The organism is Rhizobium sp. Pop5 (assembly GCF_024721175.1).
Classification (GTDB): Bacteria; Pseudomonadota; Alphaproteobacteria; order Rhizobiales; family Rhizobiaceae; genus Rhizobium.
Genome location: NZ_CP099399.1, coordinates 4,365,608 through 4,381,459, shown reverse-complemented (window position 1 = coordinate 4,381,459; position 15,852 = coordinate 4,365,608). Strand labels below are relative to the sequence as shown.

Here is a 15,852-nt window from a genome sequence, read left to right as displayed (position 1 = left end):
GATCCGCCCGTAGTTTCAGGCCCCTGATTCACTTCGCCGCAGTGGTTTTACCCAACAATCTCAGGCGGTTTGACGGGCGTAAAGCGAACCCGCTTCCAGTCCATTCCATCGACCAATGCCAAGAGCTGGGCATGGTTGAGCTGGACCCGGCTGTGGCCAATGCGCGGCCAGCAGAACTGCGCTTTTTCCAACCGCTTGGCATAAAGGCAAACCCCGGATCCATCCCACCATACAATCTTGATCCGGTCCGCTCGCTTCGCCCGGAAGACATAGAGAGATCCGCTGAACGGATCGCTGCCGGCATCTCGAACCAGCGATAGCAAGCTATCTGGCCCCTTGCGGAAGTCTATTGGATGGCTCGCGAGAAAGACCTTTACGTTCGACGGGATCATGCCGAGCGCACCGCTCGGATAACCCGTTGCAGGTGTGCTTCATCGATCCCAGCGCCAGCCCGGATCACAACGTCGCCGATGATCACGTCGATCACCGCAAGCGCACCACTTGACGTCGTTCTCGATACCGTAGCCTGATCCTGCCGCGCAGATCGGCGTCCGTCACGAGCATCACGGCGCCAACCAAATAGCTGTGAGGGATGTATCTCTAGGCGATGTGCGATCGCCGAAACACTGGCGCCGGGCTCCATCGCCTCGGCCACTGCCCGTTCTTTGAATTCGTCGGACCAGCGCCGCCGAAACTGTCGCGGCGCACCTTCAAGCCGTTCCGGAACGGCCTCGATCATATGGAAGTTTCTAGTTCCAGAGCTAGGCGCAGACATAGAAGCTCACAGTTCGTGAATCGTCTCACCGCAATACCGGAATCGCCGCCATCAATGCCAGACGGGGGCTGCTTGTCGCTTACCCACTATTAATCGATCACTCAGCTTCATCGGCTAGTGCTGGTAATCGACCCACGGACCAAGAAATTACGGAACCTCTATGAAACTGGTCACTGCCGATGGTAAGCGCATCAACGCCACACTGGACCTGGACCAACTGAGCGTCATCGTGCGTTGTCGCGGTGGTACCATCGGAAACAGAGACTATCGACGTGCAGTTGAATTGCTGTTGGCACGCTTGGATACAGCTACGATCCCTTACGAAATCTATCTTGGTATTCGATCCAGTAAGGACATCTTTCTCCCTGGTCGCCGACTTTTGTTCACCAAGGAGGAACCAGTCGCCACGCGGTTCGACCAACTTATTCGGGAAATGAACGCCGGTACAAAAAGCCGCGGTGCTTGGAGAACCCTGTTGGTCGCGACCTCTGAAACTAGCCACGACCAGTTAAAGCTTGCTCTTCAACCTTTCGAACCTACGCCCAAGATTGTCCGTCTGTCTGCCGAAATTTTGCGAAAGGTTGAAACAGCTCATATCGACCGGGCAGTCCAGAAGCTGTTGGGGGGTGGGGATGCCCCCAACTTCGAGCCCTCTCGCGATTACGATGCCGTGACTTCTGAAGGGATACCTCTAGCACCAAAAAAAGTGTTCGGCCTTGCCCTGGAATACGCGCTGCGTATAGAGGCGCATCCGGGTCATTTCAGTGCCGGCTGGGGTCAAATCTGCTTCGAGGCGCTTGAAGCGGCAGGGCTTCGTATCGTGCCGAAAAACAATGCCCGAGAGCGACCTAAGGCCTCACCGGCAGCTTTGGCTATTCCCAATATCTATGCTTATCGCCTTGCTCCGAGTGGAATCGATCGAGTCGTCGAGCTGCTCGAAGATAACCAAATAGCTATTGGTTGGAGCGCACTTGATGAGCAAACGGTATTAAATTTCGCAGTAACAAAAGACGAAATCCGCGAGAAACTTGCTTCTCTTTATCCGCAGCTAGCCGCACAGAAACGGATCACGCACGGAACGAACCAAGTATGGCGGTTTATCCAAGAAGTCAGAGTTAACGATATCGTTATCGTCCCACATCTTGGCAAAGCTTACTTTCTACGTGTCACCGGCAATCCGATTCATCTTAGCCATAAAGTAGAAGATGACACCGCGATAAGGCGCGACATCAGCAAACTGAAGACCGTTGCGATATCGAGCCTTCCTACCGCGATACGCGAAGGGCTTATTTTCCGTGGCCATGCATCTATAAGACTTGAGGACATTAAAGACGCCGTAATGGATTTTCTCGGCATTGATCGGGAGCTTGCAGCCGAAGAGAACGAGGCCGTCAGAGCTGAGAAATTAATGTATGAGGCTATGGGATCATACGTGATCCCGGCAAAAGATGAGATCATCGTCACACGAAAACATGCTGAGGTGTCCGAGGCATTGATCAGACATCTGCAAGCAAAGGGGTTAAAAGTAGTCAACACTCGAACAGCCGGCCTGGCACCGGATCTCTACACCATGTGCCCAACAGACCCTATGTTATTCGAAATCAAGACTGGGTCCGGGCCTGGTGATTATCTAAAGGCCCTTGGGCAACTTCTGTTTTATGAGAAGCTCCGGGGTCGGTCATTCCGAAAGCTTCTGGTGGCTCCGACGGGCATCGGACAGCTTACCTCTTCTGTTCTGGAAAGCTTCGATGTCGAAGTCGTCGAGTATACTGAGGCTGATGGAAACTTCACATTCCGCTGGTCGTGATCCAGACATAGTGGGAACTTACGTTGTCGCATGGCCAATTAATCCTCTTCATAATTCAGAACATGCGGGTGCTGCGAGAAGGTCGACCGTTCGTCAACCGCGTGCACACGCTGGAGAGGGTCTGCATTTGCATACAACTGGGCGCGAAGTAGTATCAATCAAACTTATCAATCAGTTTCCTGCCGCGAAAGGGCGACCAGTCTTCTCACGAAGTCGATCAGCCCTTCGACGTGAGCGCGATCGGCCACAAGAATCTCCCTTAAAATCTCGAAGGAATGATTTCGCTTTGAGAACGTAAGTCGGGTGTCGGAAAGGCTGCTGAACAGGTCACTCAAGAGATTCGCGGCGTCCACTCTCTCAAGCCATTTTTCATTCGTGAAATCGCCGTTCCATTCCTCTCCTGCTTTGTATTTGACCTTGCCCCCTTCCGAGATCAGGAAACCTTCAATTGCTTCGACCGATGCTGGCGCATCATCAAGCGACGCATTCATAACCGACGCTATCGCGGCCGGTTGAAGCAAGTAGCACTCGAACATACGCCGTGGCAGAAACAGCAGCCGGCCTTTCGCGCGTCGCGTTAGATCCTCCATCTGCGCATGATTCAGCTCTTCCGCGTCGAAAGCAAAGGTTGCCGCGCCGGAAAGAACGGATGCGTTGCTCAAGCGATCGTAAATGTCAAAAATCAAGTCGGGCCGGGTGCGTTTCGCCGTGAAGTCGCCAGTAGCGACAACGGCCGCAAATTGCGGAGATTTCTGACGGCGCTCGCTCGAACTGTCGTCTCGTGTTTCCTCAAAGATGTAAGGGAAAGCCTTCTCTTCGGTCGGCCCCTCGACCCAAACTACCCGATCGGCAGCGAAGACATCTGTCATCGTTACGCCTAATTCGGATGTAATTGCGCGTAGATGCTGCATATTCTCAACATCCAACGCGATCACCGAAGAGGAAAAATCAGTCTTTGTGATAAGGTGGACTGTCGAGGGTGAACACGCCGTGATCACCTCGGGTGAGTGGGTTGAAATAATATATTGATGATAGGGATAGTGGCTTTCCAGGATTCGAACCAGTGCTTTAGCCGCTGCCGGGTGCAAAAAGCTGCTTACCTCGTCGATGGCAATCACGGCCTCTTCCATGACCATCACCACAGTAAGTATTGCAAGCACTTGTGATAACCCGGTGCCACTCTCGTTCAGGCTTGTGGCAAGCTCTCGGTGTTGTTGCTCGACAACCGGCCACACCAGAATTTCAAGGTCACCCGATCGATCCGGGCTAGAAACGCTTAGATTTCGCACGCTCGGAAAAATGTCGCGCATGTGCTGAACAAGGGCCCGAAAGAGGTCGCCGTTGTTTCCTTGCATTCGCATCAGTACGGCTGGCAAATTTGCTGCGTCCGATTGCAACTGCGGTAGCATAGCAATTGGGCAAACGCCTACGTTGTATCGCTGGGCATCAAAGTGAAAAAATGCCTCATTCCAGCGAAATTGCAGGATGTTTGTCAGCCCATTGCCTATGGCCTGATAATTCACGAACGAGGCACCTTTTGGCGTTGGATGGTAGCACCCTATCACTGCGTTGGGCTCCGGTGCCATCGGCCAATTTTCGATCTTGAATTCCCGTGGAGAGCGATGGATCTCGGCGATCCACTCATCCTTTTGTAAGAAGGCGCTCACGGCGTTAGCTTGCTTGTCTGGATCGCTTTCGAAACTCCAATTGATGTCAAATCCTCCACGAAGCCAAGCGTTGAAGAGTTCTCCGCGCTGAAATTCGATTTTTAATTTTTGAAAGGGTTCTACGAGCAGCTCGGTTCTGAATGACGATGAGCTGCGGTAGGGATTGTGATTGAACGCAACTCTCAGACTTCGAAGCAATGCCGACTTTCCGGTATTGTTCTGGCCAACGACAAAATTGATCCCCGGCCCGAACTTTATAATCTCGGTTTTATCAAAGCTCGCGTAGCCCTCTAGTTCAACTTCACGAATTCGCATGCTTCGTGGCCCTCATTAGAGTACGGTTTGACGAAGCATCGGGCCTTCGTCATTGTATTCCTCGTTTAGGAAGGAGATTGCCAAGCCGACAGACGGCGACTGTTTTGCATTTATTGCGCCGATCGTCGAAAACGCGACCGCGAGAGATGCAATAGAGGGTGAGGCCAACTAGTGGACCCACCCTGTCAATTGTTGAGGTCATAGATCACCGCCAAAATTGCTTCACCAACAATGGACTTCTGAATGGCCTTCCCCTGCGTTTTGCCAAATATACGGTTAGCTTGAGCGATTTGTCGGTCCTCAGTAGCTTGAGCGCCGTTCCTGCCCTTAGCGCCTGTGCGGATCTGCGCGTAAGTATCCATAACGGTACAGATTTTGTATTGCGTTATATCGGCCGCCTTAGAGTAGCAGCTGTCGATGAATCTGTTGAATTCGCTTATCCCGTTCCGATAAAGCTTTTTTGAATTAAGGATGGCCGCCTGGGTGGTCGAGTCGCCTCTTAGTGAGGTTTCAAAGTTTTGGAGTCGGATCTCGTCCTTAGCCCGCATCTGTTGTTTCCTGCAGAAGAGCTGCATGTGATAATCGCTTCCCCATAGGCGTGCGCATTCTTGAGCAACATCGGGATCAACATCCTTCGCATGAGCGCTCCAAGCTAGGCCGCATATTACCGCGCAGATGAATATATATCGCTTCAATGTTGCATCTCCCCGCCGCACGCGCATTCGACCGTAAATCCCACAAAGCATGCAACCGTGAGCTGCGCAATCACTTTTTCTGTTATGACGGCTGGCAACGTTACTTTAGCCCATCGGGAAGCTGACACCGATATACCTGGAATTTGCTGCGCTTGGATCATAACCGGCGGTTGATTAATCCACCTCATAATTCAGATGTTGAGGTGGATTAACTTATGAGGTAAATGCTCTGTCTTAAGGAGAGAGCATGAAACCTAAAGCCTATTCCTATGTCCGCATGTCGACCGATGTTCAGTTGAAAGGCGACAGCCTACGAAGACAGACCGAAGAATCGAAGCGCTACTGCGAGGAAAACGGCCTCGAACTGGTCGAAGATTTCAAGCTCCAAGATATCGGCGTCTCCGCTTACCGTGGGAAGAACGTTGCGCAGGGTGAACTCGGTAGATTTCTAACTCTTGCTGAAGATGGTTTGATCCCAAAGGGATCGTTGCTCATAGTCGAATCTCTCGACCGCATCAGCCGTGAAAAACCGCAGACGGCTGTTGCTCTATTTCTTCAAATTCTGGAATCAGGCGTCGACATAGTCACGTTAACCGATAGGCGGGTCTACAAGTCCGGCAGCGCCGATGTTTCTGATATCCTTCTCTCTGTCGTGATTATGGCTCGCGCCTACGATGAATCGCGCACCAAGGCCCTGCGTGTTGGCGCGGCATGGGAGAACAAACGCAGGAACATCCACGACAAGAAACTGACGCAAGTCGCACCTGCATGGTTGCGCCTTTCAGAAGATCGACGGGTGTATGATGTAATCCCTGAGCGTGTCGAGATTTTGAAAGCCATCTACAATGACGCCGACAACGGTAGGGGTTCGTACCAGATTGCTCGCAAACTCAATTTGGACAGCGTGCCGACGTTCGCTCCGTCCCAAGGGTGGCATGAATCTTACGTCTCGAAACTTCTGACCAGCCGTGCGGTGTTAGGCGAGTTCCAGCCTCATCGATACATCGAAGGCAAGCGTACTCCGGCAGGCGATCCAATCACCGATTACTTTCCTGCTGTTATTTCGCGGGACCAGTTTGAACGAATACAGGCTGGTCGAGCTGTCCGAAAGAATCGTGGGAGTGGTCGAAAGGGTCGTAACAACATCAACCTGTTTGCAGGAGCCGCCACCTGCGGTTATTGCAACGGCAAGATGATGATTGTTGACAAGGGTACCGGCCCTAAGGGTGGGGTCTATATTCGATGTGACAACGCTCGTCGTGGAAATGAGTGCTGGGCAGGATCGTGGCCCTTAAAGCATCTTGAAACAGCCTTCCTCTTTTTTGTGAAGGAGCTGGATTTGCACTCTTTCATGCTCGGATCTTCGGCTGAGGACGCTCGCCTCTCAGCTGAAGGACAAATGGCCACGATTTCCAATGAATTGACGAAGAAAAAAATGAGAGAAGGCGCATTCGACCTGCTGTCCGATGACAGCGTTGATATCGGCTACGTCAAAGGTAAGCTTGTCGACCTTGCCAGCGAAATACAGCGGCTGGAACAAGAGCTGGCACAACTCAGTTCCCAGGCTCGGCAGGAGGTCTCCCGCCAAGCCGATAGCGATCTTGATATCAGAATCCTCATTGAAGCAATCTCAACTGGACCGAAAGACAATTTGGATAGTCGAATTGCCGTTGCCGATTGGATACGCCGCAATGTGCAACAAATGAAAATTTATCCTGATGGTCGTGACGGTCCTCAGCGTGAAATAGAAAGAATGACAGCGAGTTTGGACCCGGATGTTGCTCAGCTTTTAGCTGCCTCAATCGCGTTTGCAAAGCGGCACGACGCATTAGACGACGGGTCTCACCGGCACTTTTATGTCGCGTTCGGCGGTCATAGGTTTCGAGCGGTGGATGTTGATCGCGACGATCCTACAAAACACATTGTCATGACATTTGCTGACGATGATACGTGGGGAACTGACCGGGCGAGTTGAACTTGGGGGCTTGGCGCAATCCGCGATCAAACTTTAAAATACGACGAGACAGTAAGGGATCAATGCTATCGGTTTGTGTGCACGATCACGATATTCCACCACCATTTGCTCCTCCTGACATTGGCCTCATCCGGCTGTTCATCGAGTTTAGCCTGCAGTCACCAGGCAGGTATTGCTTCAGCTCACACTGATCGTCACCTACCGGAAAATTTGATGGAAATGATGCTCAAGTGCTAAAGTGGAAGGGCGAGTAGTGGATAAGGTTGGCAACGTTACTGGCTGGCCTACAAGTTTTTGATAGTCGGTTCCTGCAAGCTTCGGACTAACGTGCTGAACTGCCCCCACTTTCGACCGGACACTCAGCATAAGCAGGAAGGCTCAAGCACAGGCTTGAGGATAAGCTTATGTCTAACGAGTTTCGACAGGTTGACTTGATGATCGGTGACGTCCGGCGGCGACGCTGGACAACGGAACGCAAACTGCAGATCATCGAGGAAAGCTATGCCGCCGGGGAGACCGTTTCCTCCGCGGCGCGGCGGCATGGAGTTGCGCCAAATCTTCTGTATCGCTGGCGTAGGCTCCTGAGCGAGGGAGGTGCGGTGGCCGTGGATTCTGACGAGCCAGTGATCGGCAATTCCGAGGTGAAGAAGCTGGAAGATCGAGTGCGCGAGCTTGAGCGCATCCTCGGGCGCAAGACGTTGGAGAACGAGATTCTCCGCGAAGCTCTTTCTAAAGCCCACTCAAAAAAACCGATATCGCGGCCGATCTTGTTGCCGAAGGACGGTTCCCGATGAAGACCGTGGCTGACGTCCTGGGCGTATCGCGGTCCAATCTCGTGGAGCGCCTTAAAGGCAAGTGCAAGCCGCGTGGATCATACCTCAAAGCGGACGATGCCGAGCTGCTGCCTGCCATTCGTAAACTCGTGGATGCTCGGCCGACCTATGGCTATCGGCGGATCGCTGCCCTTCTCAACAGGCAGCGGCGAGCTGCTGATCTGCCCGTCGTCAATCGCAAGCGAGTTCATCGCATCATGGCCAATCACGCTATGATCCTTGAGAAACACACGGCGGTGCGAATAGGCCGTGTCCACGACGGCAAGGTCATGGTGATGCGGTCTAACCTGCGCTGGTGCTCGGATGGCCTTGAGTTCACTTGCTGGAATGGCGAGGTGGTCCGTCTCGCGTTCATCATCGATGCGTTTGACCGGGAAATTATCTCATGGGCAGCCGTCGCCAATGCCGGGATATCCGGCTGCGACATTCGAGACATGATGTTGGAGGCCGTCGAAAAGCGCTTCGGCGCAACCAGCGCCCCGCATGCAATAGAACATCTATCTGATAACGGCAGTGCATACACCGCGCGGGAGACCAGGCTGTTTGCCCAAGCCCTCAACCTGATCCCATGCTTCACGCCCGTTGCCAGCCCACAATCGAACGGCATGTCTGAAGCCTTCGTCAAAACCTTGAAGCGGGACTATATACGCATCTCACCCATTCCGGACGCCGATACAGCTCTCCGGAAGATCGACGGATGGATCGAAGACTATAATGAAATCCATCCACACTCAGCGCTGAAAATGGCCTCCCCAAGGGAGTTCATCAAAGCATTGTCTCAATAGCTGATCTGTCCGGCGAAATGGGGGGCACTCCACGTGCAGCCGGAAGCTCGTGTCTATCGTGATCAACCCACTGTCGAAAAGGCGATGAATATCTGCCCTTAGGCAAAGCCCGTTCTGAGGATGATCACTTCGCTGGTCCACATATGGCTGTATGTGGGCTGCTTCTAGCAATTCCGCTATCGTAGCGCCGGTGATGCAGCAACGATGTTCGTAGTTCTTCAGGACGGTCTGCCGAAACGCAGACTGTCCTTTCCTGTCTTTTCGGGATACATGTTTCCGAGTTCCGGTGCCAGCGACCAACGTGAAGGGTGTTGTGACCAGCATTGGCCGGCCCAGGGCAAGTTGGAGTTTATCTTGATCGGTGAAATATTTCAGTTTCACCACCTCGCGAGGAAAGGTATGGCCTACTTCATCGGGAGATAGAAATTCATTGTCGGCGAGAAAAACAGGTTCTCGAAGTAGTATGCATCCAATTTGCGGATTAGACGGCAGTGCCTTTATGGAGCGCTTTGTCGCAAAATCCTGTACCTTAGTGGTTAGGCCTTCCCTGCTATCCACTCCGTTTCCCACTCCAAATTTTTCCCATGCATCGGCAGCAGACAGTTCGACATAACTAACAAACAGTCCGTAACCCGCGACTTTCCGAACTGGATGCTTCAGCAGAAAATAAAATCGGTCATTGGAGCTTAAGCGCCTGATATTCCAAGGCGTCGGTGTCCAAAAATTGATCAAGTTCGGTACAGGACCAGTTCTCAATCGGTCGAACCAATCTAAATCTGTGGGTGCAATTGCGAACATCGTGTCACCTGATGCAGTTGAGTTGATCGATTATCGACAGGTGCGATAGGTAAAAAAAGCCCCTTGGCGCGAAAAACAGAGAAAACCCGAGATAGGATCAGCCGGTGCGGAGCCATTTTTGAACGTTGGTTTAAATTGTGATTGATTTAATCAGTGAGGCTCACTTAAACAGCGGATCAAATTTTTGATACTCTGCGGGTGAAAGATGCCACCCATCTTCGATTTTATCCCTGCCTCGTTAAGGTGGCGGGCGATGCCCGAATAAGACATGCCGGTCCAACCTTCCGGTAGATGAGGGCTCGCTCACTTGCTCGACGAGTAGCCTCGATTCTATTTTGCTGTGCGAGGCGCGCTCCGTGAACACCTAGCTTCACTCCCTTTTTCTTCGCTTCAGCGAGAGCGGCTTTTGTTCTCGCCGAGATGAGCCGGCGCTCCTCTTGAGCCAAAGCTGCAAAGATATGGAGCTGGAATTCTGACGCTGTCGGCATGTCTGCGACTACAAATCCGACATCGCTTTCCATCATCTTCGCGATGAAGCTGACCCGCCTCGAAAAGCGATCGAGCTTCGCGATCACCAATTTGGCGTTGTTTTTTCTCGTGATCTTGATTGCCTCAGCGAGCTTCGAACGGTCGTCCTTTTTGCCCGAACTTGTTTCGACGAATTCCGCAATCAATTCGTCAGCAGGTTGTACGAAGGCTTCGATGGTCGCCTTTTGTGCTGCCAGACCAAGTCCTGAGCGCTGCTGTTTGGATGTTGAAACGCGGTAGTAGGCGACGTATTTCATGGTCCTCCGTCAAACATAAACGTTGGTTTATGTTTGAAGGCTCGGCTATTTTAGGTGAAAGATCAACGCGCCAACTCGGGGAACGTCAATCAACAACTATCTGTGTTGTTTCGCCAAGCAATCAAAGCCTTCTGTTGCATGGAAGTGCTATTTCCGTAGTAAAAAAGGATTATTGGAAGGCGATTGCATTTCATTAAAACTCATGCAATACGTGTGTAGCAAGCACAAACAGGCAATTCATTCTAAATACTCTTCTCCGATGTCCGGTCAAGTGGAGAGCTATGCTTATTCGTTTCTCGCAGCTCTATTCCGAGAGGTTGTGGTATGGGGCCGAAGCGTGTTGTCAGAGAACGTCTAGATACTTCAGAAGACAGGCCGGGATTTATACATCCTGGCCAAGTATCATTCGGATTCGAAGTGCCTGGGCGCGAATTTGTCACCACGGACGGGTTCGTTCATAAGCTGGATGACCAAGGTTTTAGGCTGGCTGAACGCAAACCAGGCAAGCGTGATCTCACCATTCTCGTATTGGGGTGCAGTTTTGCATTCGGCTACGGTCTACCCCGGGAACAAACCTTAGGCGCGCAGATGGCTCGACTGCTTCAAATACTTTTGGGACGCCGAGTTTTCGATATTAACCTGGCTGTTCCCGGTGCCAGCAATGATTATATATCTAGACAGCTGTCGGAAAGCATAGAATGCCTCCGGCCCGATATTGTATTTGTAGCTTTTACCCAAGCATCTCGCGTCGAGTATTGGGCCTCCGAAAAAAAAGGATACACCCTGAGACCGGGGCAGCCGAACAGATCGGAATGGTCCGATGAAAGAATTAGCCTTAAGAAAAAGTGTGAAGACCTTGAAGGCTATGCAAATGACATGGCGCGACTATATCGCTCAATTAAGATTTGCTCCCTCGCCTGTCTGGCGTATTGCGTTCCATTTTATTACACCTATGCAACATACTATAAGACTCCAAGTATAAATCAGTGGATGTCGAACGAAGAGTATAGTGGTCTTGTATTTCCGCGGATAGACTTTGCGGGTGACCACACACATCCAGGCCCCCTTTCCAATAAGCTTTTAGCGTTGGCCGCAGTTGCGAAGATGGCTACCACCAGTTTTCAAAGGCGAGGCCGTCGAGTTCGACGTATTTTTCGGTCTTTGGAAAACAATCTGACTTTAGGTGACGATGTGACTTCATGGGTGGCCCGACGGCAGGAAACAATTGTCGTGGAACCGTATCGATGAATGTGACTCGGCCAAAAATTGTATCACTGGAGCACACCGACGCCGCACGCTCAAAACTGCTCGTTGTTGATTGGAACGTTGGAAACAGGTGCAACTACCGTTGTTCATACTGTCCCAAATATTTACACGACGGGACACTTTGGCAACAGGATGCCGCACAAGCCCACCGCTTCGTCGATGCGGTGAGCGAATGGTCGTCCGGTACCGGGCGCCAAGTTCATTTTCAATGGACCGGGGGAGAGCCCACACTGTGGGAGCCGCTCCAAAGCTCCGCTTCACGTGCAGTGAATCTAGGACATACCGTAGGGATAATCTCGAATGCCACACGTCCACGGGCGTGGTGGGAACGGCTCGGACCAGTCTGGCGTGAGGTCACCTTGACCTATCACATCGAGTACTCCGACTATGACAAATTTGTAAGTGTTTTAAACTTCTTAACGGCGTTTTGTTCGGTCCATGTAAATTTCACAATGCTCCCAGATCGCTTCGAGGAGACACGCCATATCGCCGTTAGGCTTACAGAAGAGCACCGCGATGTGACCGCAACGTTGAAACCGTTGCTAGTCTCATTCAAGAACGAACTTTACCCGTATGAGGACGAACAACTCGATACCCTGAAGACCTATCGCTTCTCAACAAGGACTGCCGCTAAGCAAGACCGAACTTGCAGTCGTATGCGTGTCGCCTACGAGGACGGAACGCAAAACACCGTTGAGGCGTCGCGAATGGTGGCAACGCGAGCAAATCGATTCTTGGGGTTTTCGTGCGCGGCGGGGATCGAGCTGTTGGTAGTTCATGGAAACGGCGACTTGTTTCGCGCTAATTGCAGAGAAGGAGGAAACCTAGGAAATATTTGCGGGACTTTCTCCTTGCCCGAAGGACCGATAGCCATCTGCACACGGCATGCTTGTTCCTGTTTGGTAGATATCGCTGTTACTAAGCGCAGAGTTGAAAATTGACTATAAGTCTTGGTATTTCCTGCTTCTACCACAACTCCGCAGCGGCTCTCGTTGAGGATGGCGTTTTGATTGCTGCTGCGGAGGAGGAGCGCTTCACCCGCAGCAAAAACGACAAGAGGTTTCCTGCCGCCGCTATCGAATTTTGTCTATCTGCGATTGAGAGCCCTTCGGATCTTGATGTTGTTTGCTTCTACGAGCAGCCTTCAAGAAAGTATCTGAGGGGCTTTGGTGGGATATCCTCGCGCGTACCTGTCGAAGAACTGGCAAGCCTGAAGAAGCACGTAAAAAGACTTGTAGGCGCCGATACGCCACTCTGTTTCGTACCACACCATGCCGCTCACGCAGCATCGGCTTATTTTTGCTCACCGTTTGATCATTGCTGCATCTTGGTTGTTGATGGTGTCGGGGAAGACACGTGCATATCGCTGTTCGAGGGTCGCAGCGGGCAGATCCGTAATCGCAAGGAGATAAAATATCCGAATTCAATCGGATTAATTTATTCGGCAGTGACAGAGCATTTAGGCTTTCGTCCGCTTCTTGACGAGTACAAAGTAATGGGACTGGCGGCTTTCGGCAGTCCCGACAAGTATTCTGCGGAGAGTCTGTTGAGTCCTAACCTCGACGGATCATTTCGATGCGCTTCAGCGTTCGTAGAAAGTCAGATGAGTAGAGATGGCGACGGCTGTCGATTTTTAACCTCAGTGTTTGGTCCTCAGCGCCTACCTGAAGAGCCAATTCAACCTGTGCACGCAGACGTGGCGGCTTCACTGCAACGCTTAACGGAAAGCACACTTTTGAAATTGGTGCGGCACGCAAAGTCGGAATTTCCCGGTATCTTGAATATCTGTCTTGCGGGCGGCGTGTTTCTTAATTGTAAGGCAAATGCTTACATCGCTGCGAACGCGGGTTTCGCCGACGTTTTCATCCAGCCTGCAGCGGGGGATGCCGGAGCTGCAATCGGTGCAGCGTTTCTAGCGCAGCGATCCGGCGATCTTGCGCGGCTAGATAGGTCGAAGACGTTATTTAATCCGTATCTCGGCCCTTCTTTTGATTCCTACCAAATTCCCCGGTTACTGGCTGAGCTGGGCCTCGACTATCGGGAAGAACCTGATGACGAGCTCGTTTCCTCTGTTTCAAAAGCTATCGCTGATGGGGCGGTCGTAGGTTGGTTCCAAGGCAGGATGGAGTTCGGACCTCGGGCCCTCGGCGCACGCAGCTTGCTCGCCGACCCTCGCCGAGAGGACATGGCCGCACGCTTGAATGCCATCATCAAACAACGAGAGATTTTTAGACCGTTTGCTCCTGCGGTCTTAAAGGAAGCTGCACTTAAGTATTTCGACGGTGCTAAACTTGATCCATACATGCTGTTCACGGCGGATGTGCGCCGGGGTTTCAGAACGCAGTTTCCTGCGATCACACACGTCGATGGCACGGCGCGTGTACAAGTAGTCGAGCGGCAATTGTGCCCGAAATTTTATGACCTTCTAAATGCATTCGGAAATTTAACGGAGCACCCTATTTTGCTCAACACGTCCTTTAACCACAGTAGCGAGCCAATTGTTTGCACCCCGCAAGACGCCATCAGGACCTTTGTTGAGAACAAGATCGACCTCTTAGTCCTGGAGAATTTTATTGTGGAGCGGGTATAAGAATGGGCAGTGATACCCCGGAATACTCCAATGTAGTAGTCTACACTGCTCTTTTGGGTCCATACGACAGCCTTAAGTTGTCGCTAGCTGGGCCTGTTTCACATTTATGCTTCACGGATCAAGTCCTTCCCCGCCGACCACCTTGGAGGATATTGCCAGTCAAACCGTCAACTACCCTCGATCAAAGAGTCAGGTTGGCACGGCATATAAAGTTGCATCCGCACCTCTATTTACCCGAACATGAGTACAGCATCTGGATCGATGCCTGCCTTCAACCATCTGGACTGCTATTAGACGCTATCGGATATTTGGGAGAGCATGATCTAGCAACATTTGCATATCCATCGACTTACGGCCCCCGTAACTGTGCATATGAAGAAGCGGCGGCGTGCATCGCACGCCGTAAGGACGACCCAAGCAAAATATTGATGCAAATAAAGCGATATCGTGAAGAAGGGTTCCCCGAGAATTACGGCTTGGTTGAAACTTCAATTTTGGTCCGCAGGAATACAGTAAGGGCACGGGATTTCTGCGCCGGCTGGTGGTCTGAGTTAGAACACGGAAGTCGACGGGACCAGCTTTCCTTCAATTATGTCGCCTGGCGTAAGGACATGCTGTACGGGACATTGCCGGGCCATCGAACAAATAGCGCGTTTGCAACGTGGGCAGCTCATATGCAGGACATCTATACATGATCTCCTTGGTTATGACCACGGAACCGGCGCGGATCGGCTGGCTACCCCAGTTTGTTCGCCATTATCTTCGGCAAGGTGTTTGTCGTTTTGAAATTTCGATTCAATTTGAGCCGGGCATCCCGAAAGTAGAACGAGACAGAATTCTGGAAGGATCGAGGTCTGTTTTAGGCCAAATGGAGGGAGTGACGTTACGAGAATTGGTGTGCACTTTTGACGCGATGTCTTTACGAGCTCACCACGATGAAATTCAGTCGACGATTTCCAAGAGCTGCGATTGGATTGTCTGGGCGGATGTCGACGAATTCCAGATTCATCCCTATCCCTTACCCGTGATGACCTCACATTGGACCGAGAAAGGGCAAAGCGCATGCAAAGGATATTTCATCGACCGAGTCGCAAGAGACGGTTCACTTTGCGCTTTTGACCCTTGTCGCACTATATGGTCCCAATTTCCTGTAGGCACAAACATGACGAAAGTCATTGTCCAGGGCCAGACGAACAAGGTGGTTTGTGCAAGGCCTGACGTTCGAATAAAGCACGCAAACCACGACCTCATAAAGGGACAAGAAATTCTTTGGGCCGATACCCAGGTTCCTGTACATCATTTCAAATGGGATGCTTCGCTAAGAGATCGTCTCGCAACGCGCCTCACAGATTCATGGAAAGAACGCTGCTCATGGTGGCCGCAAACGGAGCGTCTATTCCAGGCGATTGACTCTTCTGGCGGGAAATTGCCTTTGTCGAACGTACATTGTTTCGATTATCTAGACGATGATTTTGATTATATACAGCATCCTTATGAGGTAAATTCGAGATATCATTTGGCATCGCAAATTCCATCCCAACTATATCTCAATAGGTGAACA

The 15,852-nt window shown here is 51.6% G+C and carries 14 protein-coding genes; 8 read left to right on the top strand and 6 right to left on the bottom strand.

The window, feature by feature from the left end; genetic code table 11:
- Positions 1-47: 47 nt before the first annotated feature.
- Complete coding sequence (gene tnpB, locus NE852_RS23675) at positions 48-392, bottom strand: IS66 family insertion sequence element accessory protein TnpB (RefSeq protein ID WP_008536637.1); 345 nt, start codon at positions 390-392, stop codon at positions 48-50.
- Positions 389-739, bottom strand: coding sequence for a transposase (locus NE852_RS23670; RefSeq protein WP_225897245.1), 351 nt, complete (start codon positions 737-739; stop codon positions 389-391). Before NE852_RS23670 ends, tnpB begins: the two co-directional genes overlap by 4 nt.
- A gap of 196 nt (positions 740-935) precedes the next feature.
- Between NE852_RS23670 and NE852_RS23665 the strand changes: the two genes are divergently transcribed.
- Positions 936-2,582 (top strand): hypothetical protein, encoded by a 1,647-nt coding sequence (locus tag NE852_RS23665; protein WP_008524787.1) that lies wholly within the window; start codon positions 936-938, stop codon positions 2,580-2,582.
- Between the two features lie 167 nt (positions 2,583-2,749).
- On the opposite strand, the gene NE852_RS23660 is transcribed toward NE852_RS23665, so the two are convergent.
- Both NE852_RS23660 and NE852_RS23655 read right to left on the bottom strand, forming a co-directional pair.
- Positions 2,750-4,564 (bottom strand): ATP-dependent endonuclease, encoded by a 1,815-nt coding sequence (locus tag NE852_RS23660; protein ID WP_008524788.1) that lies wholly within the window; start codon positions 4,562-4,564, stop codon positions 2,750-2,752.
- A gap of 185 nt (positions 4,565-4,749) precedes the next feature.
- The gene (locus tag NE852_RS23655) at positions 4,750-5,259 is read right to left on the bottom strand and encodes a hypothetical protein (protein ID WP_258156152.1); all 510 of its coding nucleotides are present in this window, start codon (positions 5,257-5,259) and stop codon (positions 4,750-4,752) included.
- Between the two features lie 247 nt (positions 5,260-5,506).
- Here NE852_RS23655 and NE852_RS23650 point away from each other — a divergent pair, with 247 nt between their 5' ends.
- Together NE852_RS23650 and NE852_RS23645 are read left to right on the top strand one after the other, a co-directional pair.
- Entirely contained in the window at positions 5,507-7,234 is a 1,728-nt protein-coding gene (locus NE852_RS23650) for a recombinase family protein (RefSeq protein ID WP_008524792.1), read from the top strand.
- Positions 7,235-7,638: 404 nt separating this feature from the next.
- A protein-coding gene (locus tag NE852_RS23645) for an IS3 family transposase (RefSeq protein ID WP_128623700.1) occupies positions 7,639-8,852 on the top strand; the annotation gives its coding sequence in 2 pieces (ribosomal slippage) (positions 7,639-7,975 and positions 7,975-8,852; 1,215 coding nt in all).
- On the opposite strand, the gene NE852_RS23640 is transcribed toward NE852_RS23645, so the two are convergent.
- Together NE852_RS23640 and NE852_RS23635 are read right to left on the bottom strand one after the other, a co-directional pair.
- Positions 8,799-9,650 (bottom strand): HNH endonuclease, encoded by an 852-nt coding sequence (locus tag NE852_RS23640; RefSeq protein WP_258156151.1) that lies wholly within the window; start codon positions 9,648-9,650, stop codon positions 8,799-8,801. The genes NE852_RS23645 and NE852_RS23640 overlap by 54 nt on opposite strands.
- A 224-nt stretch (positions 9,651-9,874) precedes the next feature.
- Positions 9,875-10,435, bottom strand: coding sequence for a recombinase family protein (locus NE852_RS23635; RefSeq protein WP_008524803.1), 561 nt, complete (start codon positions 10,433-10,435; stop codon positions 9,875-9,877).
- Between the two features lie 324 nt (positions 10,436-10,759).
- On the opposite strand from NE852_RS23635, the gene NE852_RS23630 reads away from it, so the two are divergent.
- From NE852_RS23630 to NE852_RS23620, 5 genes are all read left to right on the top strand, one after another.
- The gene (locus NE852_RS23630) at positions 10,760-11,683 is read left to right on the top strand and encodes a hypothetical protein (protein ID WP_128623517.1); all 924 of its coding nucleotides are present in this window, start codon (positions 10,760-10,762) and stop codon (positions 11,681-11,683) included.
- Positions 11,635-12,642, top strand: coding sequence for a radical SAM protein (locus NE852_RS32785; RefSeq protein WP_128623518.1), 1,008 nt, complete (start codon positions 11,635-11,637; stop codon positions 12,640-12,642). Before NE852_RS23630 ends, NE852_RS32785 begins: the two co-directional genes overlap by 49 nt.
- Before the next feature lie 65 nt (positions 12,643-12,707).
- Positions 12,708-14,291 (top strand): carbamoyltransferase C-terminal domain-containing protein, encoded by a 1,584-nt coding sequence (locus NE852_RS23625; RefSeq protein WP_258156150.1) that lies wholly within the window; start codon positions 12,708-12,710, stop codon positions 14,289-14,291.
- A 2-nt stretch (positions 14,292-14,293) separates the two neighbouring features.
- Complete coding sequence (locus NE852_RS32780) at positions 14,294-14,986, top strand: glycosyltransferase domain-containing protein (RefSeq protein WP_008524808.1); 693 nt, start codon at positions 14,294-14,296, stop codon at positions 14,984-14,986.
- On the top strand, positions 14,983-15,849 hold the full coding sequence (locus NE852_RS23620; protein ID WP_128623520.1) for a hypothetical protein: 867 nt from the start codon (positions 14,983-14,985) through the stop codon (positions 15,847-15,849). Before NE852_RS32780 ends, NE852_RS23620 begins: the two co-directional genes overlap by 4 nt.
- The last annotated feature ends 3 nt before the right edge of the window (positions 15,850-15,852 follow it).

Coding starts and splice junctions, on each gene's coding strand:
- NE852_RS23620 (WP_128623520.1), top strand. CDS start 14,983: ATGATCTCCTTGGTTATGACCACGGAACCGGCGCGGATCGGCTGGCTA.
- NE852_RS23635 (WP_008524803.1), bottom strand. CDS start 10,435: ATGAAATACGTCGCCTACTACCGCGTTTCAACATCCAAACAGCAGCGC.
- NE852_RS23665 (WP_008524787.1), top strand. CDS start 936: ATGAAACTGGTCACTGCCGATGGTAAGCGCATCAACGCCACACTGGAC.
- NE852_RS23640 (WP_258156151.1), bottom strand. CDS start 9,650: ATGTTCGCAATTGCACCCACAGATTTAGATTGGTTCGACCGATTGAGA.
- NE852_RS32785 (WP_128623518.1), top strand. CDS start 11,635: ATGGGTGGCCCGACGGCAGGAAACAATTGTCGTGGAACCGTATCGATG.
- NE852_RS23670 (WP_225897245.1), bottom strand. CDS start 739: ATGATCGAGGCCGTTCCGGAACGGCTTGAAGGTGCGCCGCGACAGTTT.
- NE852_RS32780 (WP_008524808.1), top strand. CDS start 14,294: ATGGGCAGTGATACCCCGGAATACTCCAATGTAGTAGTCTACACTGCT.
- NE852_RS23630 (WP_128623517.1), top strand. CDS start 10,760: ATGGGGCCGAAGCGTGTTGTCAGAGAACGTCTAGATACTTCAGAAGAC.
- NE852_RS23660 (WP_008524788.1), bottom strand. CDS start 4,564: ATGCGAATTCGTGAAGTTGAACTAGAGGGCTACGCGAGCTTTGATAAA.
- NE852_RS23650 (WP_008524792.1), top strand. CDS start 5,507: ATGAAACCTAAAGCCTATTCCTATGTCCGCATGTCGACCGATGTTCAG.
- tnpB (WP_008536637.1), bottom strand. CDS start 392: ATGATCCCGTCGAACGTAAAGGTCTTTCTCGCGAGCCATCCAATAGAC.